A 23,024-nucleotide genomic window follows, 5' to 3' on the forward strand; every position below is an offset into this window, starting at 1 on the left:
TCAGGTACTCTTCGGTGAGCTCATTTGACGGGCCGTAGATCAACCTCAGATCACTGCAACTGAAAAATCGATGGGGCGTGGACGCCGCATACGTTTTGAACGTAGCCTTCGCCGCAACGACCGATGGCCGACGCGCCGAAGCCGATCACAGTTGGGCGTGTTTCGGCCGAGTAACCAAGCAAATTGCGCCGCAGACGACCAGTTCTCTCCGCTAATGCAAGCTCATCATCCGGCAGCGCGAAATGGTCGAGCCCGATTTGCAGATAGCCGGCAGCGGCTAACGTTTCGGCCATGACCGAGGCCTGCTCAGCGCGCCCGGCTATATCGGGCAATGCTGCCCGGTCAATCAGGAGCTGATTTTTTCTATAGGATAGATCGTGCGAATAACCGAAGACCGCGAGACGGTCGGGACGCATCTCAATAGCTAACTTCGCGCTCTGGCGACAGGACTGGACTGTTTGATAGGGCAATCCAAACATCAGGTCGAAATTGATGCGCCCTATTCCATGCAGGCGAAGGTTCTGGACGGCAGTCATCACCTGCGCCTCGCTCTGAACCCGGTTGATCGCCTTTTGTACGATGGGATCAAAGCTCTGCACACCAACGCTTGCGCGGTTCACACCGGCTTTCTCCAAGGCTTCGGCCATATCGGTGGTGAAGGTGCGCGGGTCGACCTCGATAGCGATGTTAGCCGCTTTCTCGAACGCGAAGTGGCCGCGCAAAAGTTCCATTAGCGACAGGAAGTCTGCTGGCGGCATGATGGTCGGGGATCCGCCCCCGAAGTGCACGTCGCTCACGCCAAGTGCCTTCGGCGCTTGCTCGGCGACCAAGCGGATCTCCTCACGGAGCATTGCTAGATAGTGGATGATCAAATTATCCAGACGAGTGATGCTCGTTGGAAAACCACAATACCAGCACATCGAGCGGCAAAATGGAATGTGCAGATAGAGCGAAACAGCGTCATCGGTTGGCAGGCTCCGCAGCCATTCCTCATACGTATGGGCGCCGATTGCAGAGGAAAACTCCTGTATCGTTGGATAGATGGTATACCAAGGTAAATGCGCCTCGCTATGTTTTTTCGAGATGAAAGTTGATGATGAGGCGCGCAATGACTTTCGTCTCCAGTCCGGCTTATCATGTCCAGATTTCACGCGTCGTCTTCCTTTCGATCAGATGGGATTCTGCGCTCGAGGGGTGCTTTTTCGCCGCCAGGCATCATGGCTTCCCGTCTTCCAATGCCGGTCGCCCGTTCCCGCCGCCCTTAAATCGCAAACGCAAAGGTCATTCCAGTCGAGTGAACGATCCAGGACTTGCGTATCATCGACGTCGCTGAAATGAGCTGTCCTTAGTTCGAATGCCGAAAGACGTTTGTGCTTAAATTCGGATTGTGACGATGACCCAACGCCTTGAAGCCAAATGCAACGTTGTCCTTTCGACAATGTCCGACATAGGACAAGCGCGCCGCCCAATCATCTCGATGTTTTGAATCCCATTTGTCGCTTGGCATGATGGATGCGTAGCTCCACAATGCACTGCGTCAAGGAGGAGGAGCCGTCCCGCGATCGGCCTCTCCGAGGAGGCGGGCACCGTTGCTGAGAGTGGGCTCTGGTCGAACGCTTTGAATTTGTACTCTGATTGATCGCTGCGCCGGCTAAGGGCGGAGAATCTGTTCGGCCCCTGGCGCCGGTTGACAGAAACGGCCTCAAAAGGTGACGGGCCGCGGCAGCCTCTTCCTCGCCGGCAATTTCGACCAGTGCTTTTGCAAGAACGACGGAGACGACGTGTCGACGAGGCCGCCGGAAGCCGCTTTTTCAAAGATGACGCCGGCATAGACCTTCATGCCATGACCCTTTCGGCGGTTTCAAGCTCACGTTATGGCCCGTCATACGATCCAGCGATTTTCGTTGGGAAGAAAGAACAGTGAGGCAAGTGTTGCTGGCGAAAGTTCTGGCTTGGAGTGATGAGCTGGAGTTCACCGCAAGCGTGTGCTGGCATATCGCCAGCACGCGTGCTCGAGCCATCCCTATGTCTCAGGCATCGATGAGGAGTGATGGGCTGTAATCATCCATTTTCCGTCCATGAATTCATAGGTGTAGGTGTAACGTGCGGGAATTTTGGTGCCATCGGCGAATGAAAAAGTATAAATGCCGCTGTCCGTTGCCATGTTACATCCGATCCTGATCACGCGCAGATCGATCGATCCTTTCGGCCGCTTTTTGAGAAAGTGCTCGAAATAAGCGGCTCGCTGCTCGTGTGTCAGGCGCGGTGTGTTCGACAGCGTCGGCAGCAGGATCGCATTTTCCGCATAATTCGCGGCAACTTTTTCGGAGTCGAGTGTTCTGAGCGACGCATTCCAGCGATCGAACAATTCTGCTACCTGCTGCTCGGTGATCGGAGCGCAGTTTACAGTGCCAGCGACGGCTTGCTGCAAAGATAAAGTGGAAAGTACCGCCGCGGCGGCAAGTGTAAGACGCATGCTTCATCTCCGGTTTTTGATTGCGCGATAGTTCTCGGCAGGGCTTCTCCTGACTGCTTTTGATTGCTTTCAGCGTCACTCTTGTGCCGTCGACGCCCCAGGTTCTCTGCAATCAATGGTCCGCCTGATGCAGCACCGCCATCAATTCGCAAAATCGATTGTTTGAATAGCACACATCCACGGCATCAATTTACACGCTAAACAGCGCATCCCTCGTTAGGAATCGCCGAGCCGGCCAAGCTCCTGCCGCGGCGCATCTCAGCAATCTGAAGTTAGGGGCTGCTCTCGATCAACGAGCTTCTTCATGACAAGTCGCGGCAAATGCAAAAGATAGGATGATTTGCCACGACGCTTTGCCCCTTATCGGATACATGGTTTTGCCTGTCCGGGAGGGTCGCCGCTCGCAGCCCTTCGATTGGACTTTTGCGGTTGGTGATTCCACTCAAGCAACCGAATATTTTTCGTGCCCGGCACTCTGATATGTCGAATTCCTCAAGCGAGTTCTGGAGGCCGCCGCGGGCTTCTTCCCACATGTTCGCGGAGTGCAATTTGGCTTTGCAAAATTGTGACCGCCTGGAGGGAAGAGCAAGCCAATTGAGCTTTTCTTTAAACAACTGACAATTTAGCGACGATGAGCGATCGGGCTCTCGGCGCTTCCGGGTGTTGCTGCGCGATTTTGCTGGAACGCAAGCTGAACCCGACCGGGCAGACACGTCGCAGTCAGGAGGCACGGCGTGCCCGAATCCCTTTTGAAGCACGGTGTCGACATGTCTTCCAGTAGCTCGTTCGAAGCCGCGTTCCAGGCAAGTTCGCCCACTGAAATTAACGATGTGCCAGTTCGGTCCCGTCCTGTCCAGCATCTGACACGCAAGAAGTTGGGCGTTGAAACCATGCGGCACCATCAAAGTGCCGTCAGAAAAAACTGGACGAAGCCAAACTCAACACCCTGGAGACTGTGAAAAATGCAACGGCAGGCAGTAGGCCATAATGTCCAGAATGTGAGGTTGCCTACAATCAAAACTGGTCAATTCAATCCTAAGATATCCGTATTACGCACTCAATAGTCTTTGCGATAATGATTGATCTTGCTTTGAAAGGTCACGACGTCAGATCTGCCCGCAAACATCGGAACACTACTGTTCTTTTCAACCCTCACGATAATTCTGGGGCTAAATCGGTATGCGTTTCAAGGGTCTTGATCTTAATCTTCTCGTCGCATTTGACGCTTTGATGACGGAACGCAACGTTTCGGCAGCGGCGCGCAGCATCAATCTCAGTCAGCCTGCAATGAGTGCCGCCGTCCGCCGGCTGCGCGACTATTTCGGCGATGACCTGTTTACGATGCAGAACCGGAAACTTATCCTGACGCCACGTGCGGAAAGCCTCGCCTCCGCGGTCCGAGAGACACTACAGCACATTCAACTCAACATTATTTCTGCAGATAGCTTCGCATTAGACGAACCGGAGCGACACTTTACGATCGCGCTTTGTGATTTCATGACGACAGTATTCTTCCGGAAAATCATAAAGCGTCTGGCAAGGGAAGCTCCCGCTGTCAGTTTCGAGTTAATTCCGCTCCCAGATAATCCGGACCAGCTTCTGCGGCGGGGCAAAGCCGATTTTCTAATTCTTCCGGAATTGTTTATGTCAAGCGCACATCCCAGAGCGAAGCTGTTCGACGAAAAGTTCGTGTCCGTTGGCTGTACGACGAATACGAAACTATCTGGTCAACTTACGGTCAGAGAGTATATGGCGATGGGCCACGTCACAGCTAAGTCTGGGGTTGGTCAACAGCAGTCGCTTGAGGACTTTTATTTATCGGAACGAGGTGTCAAAAGGCGTGTCGAAGTTGCCGTTCAGAGCTTCGGGATGGTGCCCGCAGCGCTATTGGGCACCGACAGGCTCGCAATTCTGCCTCTGCGACTGGTGAAGCATCTCGCACCATCTATGCCCTTGCGAATTGTGGAAAGTCCAATACCTCTTCCGGCGTTCACCGAGGGCATCCAGTGGCCAGCCTCGCATGAAAACGATCCGGCGAGCACCTGGATGCGTGAGATAATTCTGCAGGAGGCGGGCCGCGTAGCAAGTCCTTCGATGTGTCGCGAAAGTGACATTTAGGAGACCGAAATGAAACTGAACGTCTTTGAGTGGGTGCCGCCCACAAGATTACTGGGCGGATTTGGGCCTATTACGACGACGAGGTGCGGATGGACTTCCAGGGCTTCATGGGACTATGAGCTGAATTCGTTACCGCGGCGACTAACCGCAAATAGGCTCGCCAAGAGTGTAGTATCCCAATTGCAACCACGAACAGGCGTATCGGATGTTTCAAAGCAGCAGCCCCCATTTGACATTTAAGCGTGGTGGATCGTCATTTGATGGCATGATCGAAACACTCGGTACTGCCTTTGGTGAGTATAAAGCCGCGCTGGTCAGCCCTGTCGATGACTTCCAGTGGAGTCTGGATTTTTCGACCTGTGACTATGCCACCGTGATCAAGGGTTTTCATCAACACGAGTTTGAGTTTCAAATCCAGCCTACCATCAACGCTGTGCAGCATTTGTCGATTGTGCTACCGCGTAGCGGAGGCATGGGAGTGACCTACGCCTCGCGCGAAGCCACCGCTCGACCCGGTAAGTTGCTCCTATACAACAATCTTGAGCCAGAGAGCGTTGTGATGTATGGCCGATCGAACGTCATTGACGAGCTTTTGCTCGACTGGAATGTGATTCTGCAGACGCTTGATCAAACGTTCGAGACGCCATTCAGTGGATCATTGGACCTTCTGCCGGAATTGGAAACGTCGACGTCGGCCGGTCAAATGATCGGCTCTCTCGCGGAGACCGTCATTCGTGGGTTGCGCGATCCCTCAGTTCGATCCCCAATCGCAATGGCGCACGTCACTCAAGCTTTGGCCGACCTGATAGTACGCTTTGTCCCGCACAAGCTTTCGCACCTGCTCGACAGGAAGCCCTACATGATAGCCCCCAGGCATGTCCGGCGCGCGATTGAATATATGGAAGCCAATATCAGCCAGCCGATCAGAATGCCGATGGTCGCGAAAGCCGCGGGGGTGTCGACACGCGCATTGCAACTCGGGTTCCGTGCCTTCCGGGAGACCACGCCGGCCGCGTATTTGGCCATGCTTCGTTTGCGGGCGGCGCGGGTGGAGTTACTTGATCCGGCGAACGGGCATACAACGAGGGAAATTTGCTTGAAATGGGGATTTCTTCACTTCGGACGGTTCTCGGCGATGTACAAGGCAAGTTACGGGGAAAGCCCTTCTCACACGAGAAAGCGCGTCAGGGGTATGCAGCCCCGCTCTCGCCGGCAACCACAAACTGTGGTGGGCCATTCAATCTTGCGCAGATGATCTCTCGCGCGACAGATGATTGGATGCGTGTGGCGGCTTGCCGTGCGCGCCTCAGGCAGTCTCCTTAACTGCCCCGCTCTCCCGTGTCATTGAGCGATATCGATGTCTTTTCGGATCATTGCATGCCTCCTCTATGACCATCTTCATTTTTCGCGAACAGGATTCCTCCCGGACCGATTGTCTGGTATAGACCGGGCGCCCTGTCGCTGGCGCACCACTGCCACCCGCGTCAGCGCACCCGCCCCGTCATTGCTTGCCACGTGGAATGACAGGGCGCCTGTCGATCGAGCGCAATGATTGGCAAGAATGCAGGGGGGCAATTCCCTCGGCCGACCCATCAGCAATCGGTGTCATGGTATCAACCACGCCGCAGCCGGCGAACACCAGAGTGGATCACAGCCTGCATCGCGAGCCGTATGCCGCTTTCGATCCCATTGTTCGCCCGTCCTGTGCTGCCGACCGAAGCTCATCCCGGGACAAGAGAACCAAGCCGACGACGTTCTTAATTTCTTAATCAGCGTTGCTGAAGATGATTCGTGAAGGCAGCTGTGCTCGGACGGGGCATTCCGGAGCGAATTGCTACACCGTCAATGTTGCGAGGGCTTAGTCTCGCGCGCCTTCAAGGAGGCCGTCGTAGACGTCCATGAGCGCAGTGGTGATAGCCTGCCCGAGAGCATTGCCTGCTTGCCGGACTGCGTCTTCAGTTCCATCACGCGCAGCCTTTGGCGAGATCAAAACCCTGTTCGCCGACAATCTGCTTGGCAACTTCAATAGCCCAGATACCAAAGTCACCCCGGTTGTCGATCCCAATGCTTTCTTCCATTTTTCGTCCTATCCATTTATGCAGAGCGCTTTACACCTCCATTCCCGAAATGGCCGGCACTGCTGGCCATCGCCATCCAGCACTATGATGATTCGAATAAGTGTGAGCAGTCTTTCTCACAGTGCAAGCGGACGCTCCGTTGTTGGCCCATTGAGTTCAATAAGGACTTTAGTCGCACTTATCGGATGCAATCCATTCATCGCATGGATGCGCCACATCCAAATAATCGATTTTACGAATTAAGCGTTATGATCCATTAAAAAGGAACATCGTTTGATTACTATCAAATACATTGATGGCTATCGCAAGCGGTTCGCGAATGGACAAGTATTTGGTTGCAAAGCCGAACAGTAAGGAACCCAGCGCCACGAGCGATCCTATGGGCATGAGGGCTACAGCCGGCGGCAGACGAATGCCTTTTAGGCGCCCTCAACCCGGTGCCTTTCATCGCACAGCTGCTTCAAAAAACACTCGGAAGAGGAGATCTTTGCATGTGCTCTCAAATGCGGTGGAGACTATGCTGGGAAAACGAGCTGGAACTCGCCGATCATGTCGAACTCGCCAAGTTCTTTCGAGCGACCTATGGACCAACCGGGGCCTTTAATGCAAAACCATTCGAGGGAAGTCGAAGCTGGGCCGGAGCGAGACCCGAACTTCGCCTCATCGGCTATGACGTTGACGGGATCGCCGCTCATCTGGGACTGCTACGCCGCTTCATTAAAGTTGACGGAATAGACCTGCCGGTGGCTGAGTTGGGATTGTACGGGATACGCACCGATCTTGAAAGACTCGGAATAAGCCATTCAATCCGAGCCATGCTTCCAACACTCCAGGATCTCGCCGTTCCGTTTGCATTCGGCACGGTTCGGCCGGAGTTGCAAAGACATATCCGGAGGTTCGGCCGTTACGGTCCTGTGACGGTTTTTCCGCACGTTCGCGTGCGGTCCACCTTACAAGAGCCGCGCCTCGATAAGCCGCCCACACGCATCGATGACGCACTTGTCGTCGTTCTACCGATTGGACGATCAATGTCCGATTGGCCTTCTGGTTCGATGATCGATCGCAATGGACCGGAGCTATGACGCTTCTGGGTTGCCAATGCGCCGCATACGTCGAGTGCACCTAGGCAGCAGCGCGTTCATGGTCAACATCAGAGTTGATCCAAGCGCGGGCTTGCTTGGGGAAACCTAAAAGCCACCCTGCGGCCAAACGATCGCGAATCTAATTAGTAGAGAATTACATCAGGTCCCTCCAATGCCGCGTGAAATTCGAACCGATATCCAAGCGTTGCGTGGCTTGGCTGTTTTGCTGGTCGTCCTCTATCATGCACGTATTGGGCCGTTTACAGCTGGCTATCTTGGCGTTGACGTATTTTTCGTAATTTCCGGCTTTCTGATCACCAAGCTGGTCCGGACGCAGCTTGAGCAATCGCGCTTCAGCTTTTCGGAGTTCTATTACCGACGTGCGAAGCGTCTATTGCCGGCGGCCTACATCGTCATTGCGCTTACGACGGTCGCCTCGCCGTTTTTGCTTTCGGACGTGGGGCTGCAGGAGTTCCGCAATCAGGTCATAGGGGCCCTCACATTTTCCAGTAACATCGTTCCTTGGTACCAAGTGGACTATTTCGGCCCCGCCGCCGAAACGATGCCCCTCCTGCATTTTTGGTCGCTCTCCGTCGAAGAACAGTACTACCTGCTGCTGCCTCTCTTCTTGGCTTTGGCGCCGAGGAGATGGTGGCTCATCGGAATAGCGGCGTTCCTTGTCGCTAGCCTTGCGCTATGTTTTTATCTGGTCGCCCAGAACCCATCTGCTGTGTTTTATCTTCTGCCGACCCGATCTTGGGAAATGTCCATTGGTTCACTTGGCGCATTGCTTCCAACGATGCCAGTGGTGTCTGCCGTGCTTGTGAAGTTACGTTTCCCAGCACTCGCGCTTCTCCTCCTTGCCCCGATGGGTTTCGCTCATCCAGTCGTGGATGCCGCTTTGATTTGCTTGGCAACTCTGACCTTCCTGCTTGCGCGCACCCGGGACAACATTGTCGTGCGAGGCATGGCGAGGATTGGCGACATCTCTTACTCGCTCTATTTGATCCACTGGCCCGTGCTTGTCTATATGAGAGCTGTTTGGCTGGCGGAGCCTCCGGCGCTTGCGATCTATGCGGCCGTTGCTTTCTCATTTGTTGGAAGCTGGGCGCTTTACTCGTTCGTGGAGGAGCCATTCCGACGGGGGTACGTCATGTCTCGTCTCCGGCTGGTCTCAGGATTGGCGGCCGCATCGGTCCTTCTCGCCTTCTCGCCCTCCGTTGCCATAGCCACAACCGAGAACAAGTTTGATTTTGCCACCATCCGGCGGATCAACTACGGTCTCGCGAGAGCGTGTGATTTCAAACCCGGTCCGCCTCCTCAGGACGTCCCCAAGAGCTGCCAGACCACAAACAGACCAGAATTGCTGGTCTGGGGCGATTCATTTGCCATGGCGCTGGTTCCCGGCTTAGCCAAAACAATCGGCGAAGGCGGACTAGCTCAGCTCACAATGAGCGGATGCTTCCCGGCCATCGGCGTTGCTGCGGTTTCAAAGGAGTTAGCGTCACCCTTTTCTCGTGCCTTCGGCGAGGATTGCATTGACTTCAATGACCGTGTTTTGGCCGTTTTGAAAAATCGGCCGGAGATCAGTACGGTGGCTATTTCAAGCCCTTTCGATACGCCTGTATCGAATGAATATATGGTGCTTAAGAGGAACGGTGAGACTTTCACCGATGCCAAGGTCTCGCAATATATAACCATTGAGGGGATTAAGGCCCTCGTCGAAGGTGTTCGCGCGTTAGGCAAGCGCGTGGTTGTGGTTGCTCCTCCGCCAGTCGGAAACTTCGACATTGGCGATTGCCTGGAGAGGAAGGCGAGGGGAAGCATTATGCTTGGGCGCTACAGCGACTGCAAAATAGATGTCAGTGAATACCGTCGCAGACGCGCCCGTACCCTCGAGCTGTTAAACGAAGTGGCGCTCAAGGCCGACGTAGAAGTCGTTTCCTACCACGACTTTCTCTGCGACGGCACAACATGCAAAACCGAGATTGACGGCAAATTCCTTTACCGAGATAGCGGTCACCTTTCCTATGAAGGATCTGAGATCATCGCTCGCCAGACAAATCTTGCTGAGAGGCTGATCAGGGCCGCTCGTTAGAGCGTGTTTGGCCAATGCACTCCTTCCATTTCGAGGGAAGAGGCAGGCGCCCTGGTGCCACCTATGCGTCGTAACAAAAATCGATAGGAGACAATATGCCAGATCAAATCGCAGATAACGTCATCGCCATGATCAAGAAAAACGCTGCTGCGCACGGCACCGACAAAGATCCCTCCTTGAGCGACGACGAAATAACGACTGAGACCGAACTGAGCTCGCTCGATATCGATTCGATAACACTGGCGGATATCCTCTGGGATCTAGAGCAAGCCTATGACATCGGCATCGAGTTTAACACCGCCGAAGCTTGGGCAAATCTTAAAAGTGTTGGCGATCTCATTGAAGCCGTCCGCGCTTTGATAGCAAGGGAGGCTTGAATGGACAGGCGCGTCGTTATCACTGGAATAGGCGGCCTATGCGGGCTCGGAACCAACCACGCCTCCATCTGGGACGCAATGCGCGAAGGGCGTTCAGCTATCGGCCCAATTGCCAATTCAGAACTTCACGAGTTGAAGGGCATGATCGGCGCCGAGATCAAGACGCTACCGGAGCATGGCCTAAATTCGAAGCAATCCAATTCAATGGACCGCTTCAGCTTGCTTGCCGTGATTGCCGCACGCGAAGCCGCAAGACATGCCGAACTCTCCATCGACGAAGGAAATACCTATCGCATCGGTGCGACAGTAGGTGTCGGCGTCTGCGGCTGGGAAGCGGTCGAAGCAAACTATCGTGCTCTTCTTTTAGATGGCGCTCGCCGGGCTGCCATCCTTACTGCACCCAAGGTTATGCCGAGTGCTGCCGCCGCTCACGTCAGCATGAGCCTTGGCTTGAGGGGGCCGGTTTTCGGCGTCACGTCAGCCTGTGCCTCGGCCAACCATGCCATCGCCTCGGCGGTGGATCAGATTAGACCTGGCCGCGCCGACGTCATGCTTGCTGGCGGCAGCGATGCCCCGCTTGTGTGGGGCGTGCTGAAGTCTTGGGAAGCACTGCGTATACTTGCACCCGATACCTGCCGCCCCTTCTCGGCCGACAGAAGAGGCGTGGTATTAGGCGAGGGTGCGGCCATCGCGGTATTGGAAAGCTATCAACATGCCGCACGGCGCGGTGCCCCAATTCTTGCTGAAATCGCCGGCGCTGGTCATTCCGCCGATGCGTTCGACATCGTTGCGCCTTCCGTCGAAGGGCCAGTGGCAGCGATGCGAGCCTGCCTTTTAGATGCTGAGCTGAATGCTGAGGACGTGGATTATGTAAATGCGCATGGCACTGGTACCAGAGCCAACGATCAGATCGAAACTGAAGCGATCAAACGTGTCTTCCGGCATCATGCCCACTCAATGTCCGTCTCTTCAACCAAATCCGTGCATGGGCATTGCCTCGGCGCGTCGAGCGCGCTCGAGATGATCGCCTGTGTGATGGCTCTGCGCGAGGGCGTCGTGCCGCCGACCGCCAATCACCGCGAGCCGGATCCCGCTTGCGATCTCGACTTTACTCCCAATGTGCCGCGCGAGCGGAAGGTACACGTAGCGCTGAGCAACGCCTTCGCCATGGGTGGCACGAATGCCGTCGTGGCATTCAAGCGGGTATAGAACCGGGCGTTTTCCTCGCCTTGCCTGTTAATGATTCCGTGCTGAACGTCGGATCTTAGTCGTCTTGGCGCGAGCTGTGCCAGTGGCTCTCTGACTTGGATGATGTTGTCTGCTGGCGCCCGTGAGGTTTGGCCGATCATCGGCGCGTCGATCATGAAGGACGAGAGGTAGTCAATGAATGTAGCACCACGGAACTCCGTAGATTCTCATCGAAAAGAGGATGATCATCTTGCACGTCATCTGTCCAACCGGCACCTCCAGCTTATAGCCATCGGAGGCGCAATTGGAACCGGTCTTTTCATGGGATCAGGAAAGACCATTTCGCTCGCCGGGCCCTCGATTTTGCTCGTCTATGCGATCATCGGCTTCATGCTGTTCTTCGTCATGCGTGCGCTTGGAGAAATCCTGCTATCCAATCCGGACTATCGTTCGTTTGCGGATTTCGCCGGGGATTATCTCGGCCCCTGGGCGCAATTTTTCACCGGCTGGACCTACTGGCTCTCCTGGATTGTGACCGGGGTGGCCGACGTCGTGGCCGTCTCCAGCTACGTGTCATTTTGGATCCCAGATATGGCGCTCTGGATACCGGCGCTTGGTCTTATATTCACGCTTCTCGCCCTCAACCTGCCGACCGTACGCAATTTCGGTGAAATCGAATTCTGGTTTGCGCTCATCAAGATCGTCACCATCGTGTCGCTTATCGTTACCGGTGCTTACATGCTTTCCACAGGCCTCACACTGCCCGATGGAAGCAGGGCATCGGTCTCGCATCTATGGCTGCATGGCGGCTTCTTTCCGAACGGCTTCCACGGCTTCGTTGCCGGTTTCCAAATTGCTGTGTTTGCCTTTGCGGGTATCGAACTCGTTGGAATGACCGCGGCAGAGACCAAAGACTCGACCCGCAACCTGCCGAAGGCAATCAACTCGATTCCGGTCCGTGTGGCACTCTTCTATCTCGGTGCCCTGTTCGTCATCCTCACGGTCATTCCATGGAATCAAGTCGATCCGAATTCGAGCCCCTTTGTCGCTATGTTTTCGCTTGCCGGCCTCGGTATTGCCGCCCATGTGGTGAATTTCGTCGTACTGACCTCGGCGGCATCAAGTGCCAACTCAGGCATATATTCAACATCGCGCATGGTCTACGGACTTGCGACCCTCCGGCTGGCGCCGGGCTTATTCGGCAAGTTGAACCGAAGGAAGGTCCCGGTAAATGCCTTGTTCTTCTCGTGCGTCTTTCTGCTGGCGGGGATCGGCCTGCTTTATTCCGGAGACAATGTCATCGAGGCTTTCACGATCGTCACGACGGTTTCTGCAGTGCTTATCATCTTTATTTGGTCGATCATCCTTGCATCTTACCTGCAATATCGCCGCAAGCGGCCTGACTTACACGAAAAATCGACCTTCAAAATGCCCGGCGGACGTGCCGCTGTCGCGATGGTCTTCGGCTTCTTCACCTTTATCTTGTGGGCTTTGGCGCAGAAGCCGGACACGGCTATCGCCTTGAAGGTTACGCCGCTGTGGTTCGTATTGCTCGCAATCGCCTATGTAGTAGTCAAAAAGGCACGGCGCTCGCGATTGCCCGGCGAGGGCGTAAATGGTCTTGATCAAATATGATGAAGAGTTTCCGCCGGATAAGAAGCTGCGAGACGCCAGTGCGCCATGCTGCCGATGCGTCGTCCCCTGATCGCCTTTTCCGAAGACCTGCTCGTGTAACTCAAGAAAGTGGCAGATGCGCCACCGGGTTCCTGGTTCGTATTGGCGAGTTTGTAGGAAGAACCACGAATTGTCAGAAACACCACACGGCCGGCTGCCAATCAAGCACCGGAGCTGTTCCTTCGCTATCTTGCAAAGGCTCAAAAACGAACCGCGGGCCGGCCTAACAATGCGACGTTCAGCACGCCATTTCGAAGCCAGACACGACGGTCGCTCCTTTTAAGCTGGCCAGCGGACGGACCTCAAAATCTAAGGAGAAACATGCAAGGTTCTCTAAATTATAATTTGCGAGGCGGTTGATCACGGCAGAAGGTCCGGATGGCTGAGAATGTCTTCGCCCATCCGCTGTTCAGCAGTCCCTGCCACTTATCCTGTCGGGTCGGCGGTCTCGGCGGTCAATCGCTTGAAGATTGGCACCAGCCGCGGATGGCGGCCGGCGGGTGGATGCTGAATATCGACCGTGCGACCTAATTTTTTCTGCCGCTTAAGCCAGTCGCGTAAGGTCTCTGCGCAGATATGGTCCACATAGTGCAAATCGCTGCTGGCGATCCGGACTGTGCAACCAGCTGGAAGCGATTCCAAAGTATTAAGGAGCGCGGGAACATCCCTGCAAGTCGCAACGCCACCAAGCGTCAGATGAACCGTCTCAGCATCTTCCATTCGATCGATAGCAAGCTTGCGCCGCAGATAAGGAAGGATCTCGAAAATCGAGAGCGTCAAACCTAGAGCAACACCCACGAGCAGGTCTTGCAGTACGACCATCGCAACAGTCGCAATCCAGATGCCCACGGGAAGCCAACCATGATGATCGAAGAGATCGCGCACGTGATGAAGGCTGATCAGCCGCCAACCCGTCACGAGCAGTATTGCGGCCAGGGCCGTCAGCGGCACCATGGAAAGCAATTGCGGCAGCAACACCGTAAGGCCAAGAATCCAGACGCCATGCAGGACAGCCGATGCCCGTGTACGCGCCCCGGCTTGGATATTTGCCGAGGAGCGTACGATAACACCAGTGATCGGCAGACCACCGAGCAGTCCGCAGAGCCCGTTGCCAATACCTTGTGCAAAAAGCTCCTTGTTGAAGCGTGTGCTGGCGCCGTCATGCATCCGGTCGACAGCCGCAGACGACAGCAATGATTCCGCACTGGCGATGACCGCAATCACCAGCGATGTGACGACGATTCCAGGCTGAGCCATATTCGCGAAACTTTCCACTGTCGGCAATGAAATGCTGTTTGCTAGAGATGCAGGAACCTCGACCCTGGCAATCGGTAGCCGCAATGCAGCCGTTAATGTAGTTCCGATGGCAACGCCTACCAGCGCACTCGGGACCAGCCTCAGCCGGTTGGGCCTGAATTTTTCCCAGCCGATCATCGCGAGCAAGGAAATCAGCCCTATAAGCAAGTCGACGGATTCGCTCGTCATGCCGCCTCCCCAAAGATGTCCGAATGTTCGTTCCATCGCCACGACGTTTTCAATGCCCCCCGCAGCCGGTTTGGCCCCCATCAAAACGTGTATTTGTCCGAGGATGATCAGAATGCCGATACCGGCGAGCATACCGTGAACGACAGCGGGCGAGATTGCCCGAAACCATGATCCGATCTTCAGGAACGCGGCAAGGATCTGCAAAAGCCCAGCAACGATCAGGACCGGCCCGAGCATGGCCACTCCATATTGTTCGACAAAGCCGAAGACGATGACCGCCAGACCAGCGGCAGGGCCCGATACTTGCAGGGGCGAACCCGCCAGCAAGCCCACGACAATGCCGCCGACGATGCCTGATATCAGGCCCATGGCAACAGGCACGCCAGAGGCAACTGCAATTCCAAGGCAAAGCGGGATAGCAACGAAAAAGACGACAAGCGACGAGGCGAAATCGCGCGAAAAAGCGAAGCTGTTATTGGTCATGGCACTACTCCGCTGCAACTGCGGCTAGGACTTGCGGCCGATCGCGACCGGTAACGGCGACCGGTAACGGCCCGTCCTCGCGTATCTTTGTGAAGCGGGCGGCCGACCCGTCGTAAACCTCCACCTCTCCCGTTTCGATATCGAAAAACCACCCGTGCAGCGTCATGTCATTGGTCGCAAGCCTTGCTGCAACGGAAGGATGTGTGCGCAGGTGGTCAAGCTGAACAATGACGTTCTCCATAGCGATAGCGCGGACCTTTTGACGTTCGGAAAGGTCGGCCGGATAGGCTTGGCAAACGATCGAATGCGCAGCGTAACCATGCTTTAGCCAAGCGGCGACGTTGGGCATGGACTTTAGCAATTCGGGACGGCAGAGCCCTTTCATCGCGCCACAATCGGAATGGCCACAAACGATGATGTCTCGAACCGCGAGAGCTACGACGGCATATTCTATTGCTGACGAAACGCCACCGTTTGCGGTTGAAAATGGTGGAACGATATTTCCGGCATTGCGGCATACGAACAGCTCACCTGGTCCTGACTGGGTAATGGTTTCGGGCAAGACTCGACTGTCGGCGCACGAAATCATCAAGGCGTGCGGCTGCTGTCCCTCTTGCGCAAGCTTGCGGTAAAGTGCCTGGTAGTTCGGGAACACGGCACCGCGGAAGTTCGAGATTCCTTTTAGTAGATCACCCATAGCAAGTCCTCATTGTCGGGGTGGATGGAAGCAGGGCGCGCGCGATCGTCGGAATCCGCAATCATTTCGCAACTGCGAGATGGAAGTGTGATACGCAAAGAGGATGCCAAGACGTCGATCGCCTCGTTTATTTCGCACTAATACGAGCATGCTCAGTCATTGACGACAGCTTGTCGCTGTAGTCATTCCAGACATCCAGTGAGCGCGAGCGCTTGATCGTAGGTCCCCAGATCAATGTGATGCTGCAATGCAAAATTTTAGAACTTCATAGTTCCTTGCTTGCTCGGATTGAGGCGCAATGCCGAGTCTGGGAGCCATGGTTCTACGCCCGCTCGTAAGAATAACGACGAGTAGGGGCGCGCGACTACGGACCAGCACCGCAGTATCAATGCGAGGTTCTGACCGACAAGATCGCCGCGGCCAAAGCCATCGCAGCTAGGCCTGCCGCCCCGATCGGCAGCACCGACAAGTCATAATTTGCAATAAGCCTGCCGCCGACTACGGTACCGCCGGCAACGCCCACGTGCATTGCGGTGACATTCGCACCGATTATAATGTCGCTCGGGCTTCGGCCGAGATCCGCAATATCGCTCTGGACGATCGGCGAAATCGACCAGCTCGCGCATCCCCAAATTGAAAGGCTGGCGAAAAAAAGATGCTGCTTTCTGACACGCATAGCAGCAACGTTGTGACGAGATAGATTGCAGGGCTCGCGACCAGCGCGAGCCGACGACCTGCGAGGTCAGAAAGAATACCGGCCAGCACGCCCCCCGCCATGCCCGACGACCCGAAAACGGCGTAAAGAAAGGCCTCCCAGTGTGGCCCGAAGAACCCCTTGCTCGCGGCGTAAGAGGTCAAATAACTGAAGAGGGTGAAATGACCTGCAATGAACAAAATAGAAACACGCTGCGCCATCATCTGATTGCGATCCCGGAAATGAGCTAGATACAGTTTGCCAAAAGGCGAGCGCTTGCTCGGCGACCCGACATTCGGTAGCACGACGATTACAAGCCATATAGCGACGACAGATAGGCCAATCATTGCAAGGCCTACGGCGGCGCCAACCAATCAAATGTGTAATCCACACGCCCAGAGGTACCCCCAAAAAAAGCGAGCCGCTTATTCCAAGGTACACGGAGGCTATGGCACGAGCTCGATATCTTTCCGAGACGATCTGAACTGCACAACCGACGGCGCATACCGATATCTGCGCGCAAGCCATAGCCGTGATGATCCTCGAGGCGCTTATTGGGAGCAGCCCCGATCCACCGATCACAACCGGCACATTGCTCCCTGCAAAGATTGACATGGCCGCGAGGAGCGTCGGTTTTACATCGAAGCGATAGGAAATCAGTGTAGCTATCGGCGCGAAGAACGCGTAGGTGACCGAGAACACTGAAATGAGGATACTTGCTTCGGACTCGCCTACTCCAAGGCTGCCGGCTACATTCGGCAGCACCCCGATGAAAACGTTCTCGGCCAATCCGGTGATAAACACAGCAGTAGTGAGTACGAGAATTCGATTCATACCGCCAACTGCGCTGGATTGGCCGGCGCTTGCGCGGTCTCTTTTCCACCAGCTCTGCCCGATGCTCTCATCAGTCCTCGTATGCCCTGACTTCAATCAGTTTTTTGCGGGCCGAGATGGGCTCCTGCCTCATACCGATTGGACGCCCTGGGAACAGTTTGCAACGAGATCGGCTGCGTAAAGTACTCGTACTTGCCCGTCAGCACGCCTTGCGTGAATTGAAGCGCATGCTTGCCAAAGAACCACTCTTCAACAGCATAGCCGCGGGTCAGTTCGATTGGCGAGGTAAGGTTCAGTCCGGGCATTTCGATCCGATTGACCGTCGTCGGCCGGTTGCATAACAGTCTGAGGTCCTCAACGTGGATCCCGAGCGGGATCTTTTCGAACAAATCGCCAGGCAGAGCGTCGCTGTTCGACAGGTCGACTTTGGTGAATGGCAAAGGGCCGTCGGGTCCTGCCTTTCTAGAGAGGAACTTTTCTACGGCGTGGACATGCGTCGCAATCCCGGGATGGGAATCCCATTTCGCGTAAAAATCAGAGCGTAGTACCTGCCAGTCTGCATAGAGTGAGTCGAGATCGCCCCGATCAAATGAATTCGCGTGCCGGCACTCGTACGGGACCGGATACCGGGAAGTCCCGATGATCGATGTAAAATTGTGAAATCCACCCTCGTTGGTCCGTTGTCTCAACTCGTTGATCAACGGAACCCACACATCCTTGGTCACAAAGTGCAACGACGAGTGTGCCAAAGCCAGGTCGTATCTCTCATCAGGGACGAAATCCTCGATTCTCCCTTCGATCACATCGATATTCAACGAATGTTCGTCTGCAACCGATCGCAGTTTTCTGACCGCGCTCGATGACGGTTCCAATGCAGTTACCGCATGCCCCCTGAATGCAAGAAAGAGAGCGTTCCTGCCTTCGCCGCATCCTAGGTCGACGACCATTGCGTTTCTTGGCAGTTGCTGTTCTATCTCATAGACTTCGACGCTTGGCCCGCCCATCGTCCAGACGTTGGGATCCGAATAGCCTCGTTCCCAAAACCGCTCGCTGTTTTTCATTTAGGAACGTACCTTTCTTCACGGATTTTCACGTGGTCCGAGAAGAGATGATGCGCTATCAGGTTGCTGTACTTGTAACCTTTCCGGGTCAGAGCAATGGCGCCATCGCCCCGCAAATCGATGCAGCCTTCGACTTCCAGAGCATCTATCACCTCCAAAAAATCGGCGCGGAGGTCCCGTCCGAATCGTCGTGAATAATCTGCTTCTGAAAGCTGGTTGAGCGTAAGGTTAAGTATAAAATATCTCAACCGTTCTTCGGATTCGTCTAATATAACTCCGTATTTCAGCAAATTCCGACTAGTCATCTCGAGATGTATATAATCGTCGATGGCTTTGCCGACATTCTTCAGCGCGACGGCATAGTCGAGGCTGTAGTGATATTTCCCGTTATAACTTCGCGCGCCTGCTCCGATGCCTATCATCGGAACACCGAGGAAGTCAGAGGTTTCCTGGCCGTAGGCGCTGGTGCCTTCTGGAAGGCAGGTAAAACGGGTGAAAGATTCCTGTCGATACTCATTGTCCTGCATAAAATCGACATTGCTGTCGTAGATCTCATATTTGAGGCGGTCTTCCACATATTCTTGCGGTCGAGATCGCTGCTGCTTTTGCATAGCAGTGAGCGGCCGGCTGATCGCCGGATAAAGCGAAACGGTTGTTGGCCGAAAGGACAAAATCTGCTCCAGCGAGCGCTTCCAACTTTCCGGCGTTTGACGGAAGAGGCCGTAGATCAAGTCGAGATTGAAGTTATCGAAACGCTTGCGAACTGCTTCAATGGACGAAATCGACACAGAAACCTGATATGGGCGGCCGGACGCTCTCAGTTCGACGGAATCCATCGTTTGGATTCCCATGCTGATCCGGTTCACGCCTTGGTTCTTCAAAAAATCCAGCAGTTCCCCCGACACAGTGTCGGGAGATCCTTCGACGCACACCTCGGTCGAACGGTCGATATTTGGAAAGCCATCTCGAACGGAAGAGAAAATCTGGGCCAGCCGATCGATGGGCAGGAGAGTTGGGGTTCCGCCGCCGATATAGACCGATGCGACAGATCTGTGACCGGCAAATGTTGCATAAAGGCTTATCTGCCAGCAGATCTTTTCGACATAACGTCGAATAAGATCCTCCGTGTGCCGCGTGGTCAGAAAGAGCGTGCAATAGGTGCACCTATATCGGCAAAATGGCACATGTATGTATAACGCTACCGGCGCCTGGTCGTTTGAATCCCACACATCGCTCAATCGAATGTTTTCAAGCTCTTTATATGTCCGTTTTGGGGGGTAGCTGTATACATACGCCTTGAGGTCGCCTTTGCCGATGGCTTCCCTCAAGGAATTTGCAAATGATTGCATGCTCCTTTCTCCTGCGGCCGGCACTATTCGGCAATCTGCGCGAGGTCGGCGTCAAGGCGCTTGCGCACGAGATTTGGAACGGTTGCAGTCTTGATGGCATCGAGATTGGTGGGGCTGTCGCCAACTTGAATGAGGGCCACCATGCCCAAGCTCATATGCGGCGTGCATTTCACCACATAGGCCCCGGGCATATCGAGTTTTGCGCGATATTCCTCGTTCGCTTTAGATTTGAACTCCGGTGCGCCTTTTGGGATCAAACCTTTGAACGTTTCGACATTGTGTCCCTTATCAACCGGAATAAACGTCACCGTGTCGCCTGGTGCGATCTTCGTGAAACCTGGCTCAAAAACCATTGCGCCGTCCGTGCCCCTGTTCAACATCCGGATTTGGTGGTCCGCCGCCATCAGTGGCATCGCTGATGCGGTCAGCATCGCCGTTGCGACGATCGGACAGATTTTCAAACCCATTTCTGATCTCCTTTCGCGATAGCCCGATTAATTGTCCGCCCGAAGCTTTAGGCGCGAACGGGCTGACATTCCTTGAGATCGAGCAATCTTTGATCAATTTCTACGTCAAGCCCGCGCGCCGGTGTCCATCCGCGCGCGGACGAAGTCGCTGCGGCACTCGAGGGGCGCCTCATCCGCGGGTGATCAAAGCGCAGTTGGATGCAATCAGGTGATCATCAAACAAAATCGCGGCGTTCGTTGAGAGAGATCAAGGACTGAGTGCCCGTCACGTGCGAATAGTTCCCAAAAGTGGCGAGAAAGGCGGCCGCCTTTGGCGTGGTCGTCTGTACATCGGGAAGCATGACATGAATTACACCGCTGAAACCATGCTGGTTGCGGTCGGGGCTTTTTTGGCACTGGTCGGCGCGGGGGTCGCTCATGACCAGCTTTTTGCAACCCACATGGGGATACTGTTCTTCTGTTTGCTAGCGGGCACGGTACTGCTTCTGCGGCGAATTGATTTTTCCCCCGTGACAGTGAGCGCCAAACCCAAAAACGGAGCCTATTTTGACGAGGTCATCCGCTATGGATTGATTGCCACCGTCTTTTGGGGGGTGATCGGCTTCCTGATCGGTGTCGTGATCGCCCTGCAACTTGCCTATCCGGATCTGAACGTCGCGCCGTATTTCAATTTTGGTCGCTTGCGCCCACTTCATACCTCTGCCGTCATCTTCGCCTTCGGCGGCAACGGGTTGATAATGACCTCCTTTTACGTCGTCCAGCGCACCTGCCGAGCCCGGCTCTTCGGCGGCAATCTCGGTTGGTTCGTGTTCTGGGGATATCAACTTTTCATCGTCATGGCCGCGACCGGCTATGTTCTCGGGATCACGCAGGCTCGCGAATATGCCGAGCCCGAATGGTATGTCGACATCTGGCTCACCATTGTCTGGGTCGCCTATCTTGTCACCTTTTTGGGAACGATCCTGAAGCGCAAGGAGCCGCACATCTATGTCGCGAACTGGTTCTATCTGAGTTTCATCGTCACCATCGCCGTGCTGCATGTCGTCAACAATCTCGCGATGCCGGTGTCTTTCCTTGGCTCAAAGAGCTATTCGCTATTTTCGGGCGTGCAGGGTGCCCTGACACAATGGTGGTACGGCCACAACGCCGTCGGCTTTTTCCTGACCGCCGGCTTCCTTGGCATGATGTACTATTTCGTACCGAAGCAGGCGAACCGCCCAATCTATTCCTATCGCCTGTCGATCATCCATTTCTGGGCCCTGATCTTCATGTACATCTGGGCTGGTCCGCATCATCTGCATTACACGGCATTGCCCGATTGGGCGCAGACTTTGGGCATGGTCTTCTCGGTGATGCTGTGGATGCCTTCCTGGGGCGGCATGATCAACGGTCTGATGACTCTTTCGGGCGCCTGGGACAAGATCCGTACCGACCCGATCATCCGCATGATGATCGTCGCGATCGCCTTTTATGGCATGTCGACCTTCGAAGGCCCGATGATGTCGGTCAAGACGGTCAACTCGCTCAGTCACTATACCGAATGGACCATCGGTCACGTTCATTCCGGCGCGCTCGGCTGGGTCGGCATGATCACGTTCGGCGCCATCTACTACCTGACGCCAAAGCTCTGGGGGCGCGAGCGGCTTTACAGCCTCCGTATGGTCAACTGGCATTTCTGGCTCGCCACGCTGGGCATCGTTATCTACGCCGCGGTGCTGTGGGTCGCCGGCATCCAGCAAGGCCTGATGTGGCGCGAATACAATAGTCAGGGTTTCCTCGTCTATTCCTTCGCAGAGACCGTGGCTGCGATGTTCCCCTATTATCTTCTGCGCGCCGTCGGTGGTGCTCTCTATCTGGCAGGGGGAGTGATCATGGCCTGGAACGTCGCAATGACCATCCGGGGCCGCCAGCGCGACGAAGCCGCGATCCCCAGCGCTTTCATCGCCAAGGCCGCCGAGTGAGAGAAACATGTCAATACTCGCCAAACACCAGATCATCGAGAAAAATGCTACCCTTCTGCTTGTCGGGTCGCTGTTGGTGGTCAGCATTGGCGGCATCGTCGAGATCGCGCCGCTGTTCTATCTCCAGAACACGATCGAGAAGGTGGAAGGCATGCGCCCGTACACGCCTCTCGAGCTGGCCGGGCGCAATATCTACATCCGCGAAGGCTGCTATCTCTGCCATAGCCAGATGATCCGACCGTTCCGCGACGAAGTGGAGCGTTACGGCCATTATTCGCTCGCCGCCGAGTCCATGTATGACCATCCGTTCCAGTGGGGCTCGAAGCGCACGGGACCGGATCTGGCGCGTGTCGGCGGTCGTTATTCCAATGAGTGGCACGTCCAGCATCTGTCCAACCCGCGCGAGGTGGTGCCGGAGTCGATCATGCCTACTTACGCCTTTCTCAAGGAGAGGGAGGTCACGGTTAAGGATATCGGCATGGATCTCAAGGCGAACGAGGATGTCGGCGTACCCTATAGCCAAGACATGCTGGCGAATGCGGAAGCCGACATGCGGGCGCAAGCCGATCCAAACGCAAATACGACGGATCTGCTGGCGCGATATCCGAAAGCGAAGGTCGGCGATTTCGATGGCGATGCCGCCAGGCTGACCGAGGTGGACGCGCTCGTCGCATATCTGCAAATGCTCGGAACGCTGGTTGATTTCTCGACTTACGACGATGCCACCGGCTATCGCTGAGGTGCCTCCGTGGAAACATACACTGCAATGCGTCACTTCGCCGACAGTTGGGGGCTCCTCGCACTGGCCTTGTTTTTCGTGGGGGCTATAGCCTTCACGCTCCGGCCAGGCAGCAAAAAAGGCGCCAACGAAGCCGCTGACATACCTTTAAAGGACGATTGAG

General features: G+C 55.2%; 17 protein-coding genes and 3 pseudogenes. 10 read left to right on the plus strand and 10 right to left on the minus strand.

The window, feature by feature from the left end; all coding sequences use genetic code 11:
• Nucleotides 1–92: 92 nt before the first annotated feature.
• Nucleotides 93–1,109, minus strand: a pseudogene (locus RTCIAT899_RS20520) (radical SAM protein); the annotation flags it as partial.
• Nucleotides 1,110–2,023: 914 nt separating this feature from the next.
• The gene (locus RTCIAT899_RS20525; RefSeq protein ID WP_004112919.1) at nt 2,024–2,476 is read right to left on the minus strand and encodes an SgcJ/EcaC family oxidoreductase; all 453 of its coding nucleotides are present in this window, start codon (nt 2,474–2,476) and stop codon (nt 2,024–2,026) included.
• 1,179 nt (nt 2,477–3,655) lie between these two features.
• Here RTCIAT899_RS20525 and RTCIAT899_RS20530 point away from each other — a divergent pair.
• Nucleotides 3,656–4,594, plus strand: a complete 939-nt coding sequence (locus RTCIAT899_RS20530; protein ID WP_004112925.1) for a LysR family transcriptional regulator — start codon at nt 3,656–3,658, stop codon at nt 4,592–4,594.
• 205 nt (nt 4,595–4,799) lie between these two features.
• A complete protein-coding gene (locus RTCIAT899_RS20535) occupies nt 4,800–5,849 on the plus strand; it encodes an AraC family transcriptional regulator (RefSeq protein ID WP_004112928.1) in 1,050 nt (349 codons plus the stop codon).
• Nucleotides 5,850–6,452: 603 nt separating this feature from the next.
• Here RTCIAT899_RS20535 and RTCIAT899_RS20540 read toward each other — a convergent pair.
• A pseudogene (locus RTCIAT899_RS20540) lies at nt 6,453–6,672 on the minus strand (hypothetical protein).
• A gap of 491 nt (nt 6,673–7,163) precedes the next feature.
• Here RTCIAT899_RS20540 and RTCIAT899_RS20545 point away from each other — a divergent pair.
• The 5 genes from RTCIAT899_RS20545 (at nt 7,164) to RTCIAT899_RS20565 (ending at nt 13,052) form a co-directional block, all read left to right on the plus strand.
• Nucleotides 7,164–7,754 (plus strand): NodA family N-acyltransferase, encoded by a 591-nt coding sequence (locus tag RTCIAT899_RS20545; RefSeq protein ID WP_004125869.1) that lies wholly within the window; start codon nt 7,164–7,166, stop codon nt 7,752–7,754.
• 172 nt (nt 7,755–7,926) lie between these two features.
• On the plus strand, nt 7,927–9,852 hold the full coding sequence (locus tag RTCIAT899_RS20550; protein ID WP_004125873.1) for an acyltransferase family protein: 1,926 nt from the start codon (nt 7,927–7,929) through the stop codon (nt 9,850–9,852).
• A 95-nt stretch (nt 9,853–9,947) separates the two neighbouring features.
• Nucleotides 9,948–10,229, plus strand: a complete 282-nt coding sequence (locus RTCIAT899_RS20555; RefSeq protein ID WP_004125878.1) for an acyl carrier protein — start codon at nt 9,948–9,950, stop codon at nt 10,227–10,229.
• Nucleotides 10,230–11,438 (plus strand): beta-ketoacyl-[acyl-carrier-protein] synthase family protein, encoded by a 1,209-nt coding sequence (locus RTCIAT899_RS20560; protein WP_004125883.1) that lies wholly within the window; start codon nt 10,230–10,232, stop codon nt 11,436–11,438. It begins immediately after the preceding gene.
• Nucleotides 11,439–11,612: 174 nt separating this feature from the next.
• Nucleotides 11,613–13,052, plus strand: coding sequence for an amino acid permease (locus RTCIAT899_RS20565; RefSeq protein WP_004125885.1), 1,440 nt, complete (start codon nt 11,613–11,615; stop codon nt 13,050–13,052).
• A gap of 465 nt (nt 13,053–13,517) precedes the next feature.
• On the opposite strand, the gene RTCIAT899_RS20570 is transcribed toward RTCIAT899_RS20565, so the two are convergent.
• The 7 genes and pseudogenes from RTCIAT899_RS20570 to RTCIAT899_RS20595 all read right to left on the minus strand — a co-directional run bounded on the left by RTCIAT899_RS20570 (nt 13,518) and on the right by RTCIAT899_RS20595 (nt 20,161).
• Complete coding sequence (locus RTCIAT899_RS20570; protein ID WP_004125887.1) at nt 13,518–15,059, minus strand: SulP family inorganic anion transporter; 1,542 nt, start codon at nt 15,057–15,059, stop codon at nt 13,518–13,520.
• Between the two features lie 4 nt (nt 15,060–15,063).
• Entirely contained in the window at nt 15,064–15,756 is a 693-nt protein-coding gene (locus RTCIAT899_RS20575) for a carbonic anhydrase (protein ID WP_004125890.1), read from the minus strand.
• Between the two features lie 549 nt (nt 15,757–16,305).
• Entirely contained in the window at nt 16,306–16,674 is a 369-nt protein-coding gene (locus RTCIAT899_RS34180; RefSeq protein WP_240535516.1) for an MFS transporter, read from the minus strand.
• A 151-nt stretch (nt 16,675–16,825) separates the two neighbouring features.
• A pseudogene (locus tag RTCIAT899_RS34615) lies at nt 16,826–17,284 on the minus strand (MFS transporter); the annotation flags it as partial.
• Between the two features lie 92 nt (nt 17,285–17,376).
• Nucleotides 17,377–18,345, minus strand: a complete 969-nt coding sequence (locus RTCIAT899_RS20585) for a class I SAM-dependent methyltransferase (RefSeq protein WP_004125894.1) — start codon at nt 18,343–18,345, stop codon at nt 17,377–17,379.
• Nucleotides 18,342–19,694 (minus strand): STM4012 family radical SAM protein, encoded by a 1,353-nt coding sequence (locus tag RTCIAT899_RS20590; protein WP_004125896.1) that lies wholly within the window; start codon nt 19,692–19,694, stop codon nt 18,342–18,344. Before RTCIAT899_RS20590 ends, RTCIAT899_RS20585 begins: the two co-directional genes overlap by 4 nt.
• A gap of 23 nt (nt 19,695–19,717) precedes the next feature.
• Nucleotides 19,718–20,161 carry a pseudoazurin gene (locus tag RTCIAT899_RS20595; protein WP_004125898.1) on the minus strand — a complete coding sequence of 148 codons (444 nt, stop codon included), beginning with the start codon at nt 20,159–20,161 and terminating at the stop codon, nt 19,718–19,720.
• Between the two features lie 344 nt (nt 20,162–20,505).
• Between RTCIAT899_RS20595 and ccoN the strand changes: the two genes are divergently transcribed.
• The 3 genes from ccoN to RTCIAT899_RS20610 are packed head-to-tail and all read left to right on the plus strand — an operon-like array spanning nt 20,506 to nt 23,023.
• Nucleotides 20,506–22,122, plus strand: a complete 1,617-nt coding sequence (gene ccoN / locus RTCIAT899_RS20600; protein WP_004125900.1) for a cytochrome-c oxidase, cbb3-type subunit I — start codon at nt 20,506–20,508, stop codon at nt 22,120–22,122.
• A 7-nt stretch (nt 22,123–22,129) separates the two neighbouring features.
• The gene (ccoO, locus tag RTCIAT899_RS20605) at nt 22,130–22,861 is read left to right on the plus strand and encodes a cytochrome-c oxidase, cbb3-type subunit II (RefSeq protein ID WP_004125901.1); all 732 of its coding nucleotides are present in this window, start codon (nt 22,130–22,132) and stop codon (nt 22,859–22,861) included.
• 9 nt (nt 22,862–22,870) lie between these two features.
• Nucleotides 22,871–23,023, plus strand: coding sequence for a CcoQ/FixQ family Cbb3-type cytochrome c oxidase assembly chaperone (locus tag RTCIAT899_RS20610; RefSeq protein ID WP_028755102.1), 153 nt, complete (start codon nt 22,871–22,873; stop codon nt 23,021–23,023).
• Nucleotide 23,024 lies beyond the last annotated feature (1 nt).

It is taken from the genome of Rhizobium tropici CIAT 899, assembly GCF_000330885.1.
Lineage (GTDB): Bacteria > Pseudomonadota > Alphaproteobacteria > Rhizobiales > Rhizobiaceae > Rhizobium > Rhizobium tropici.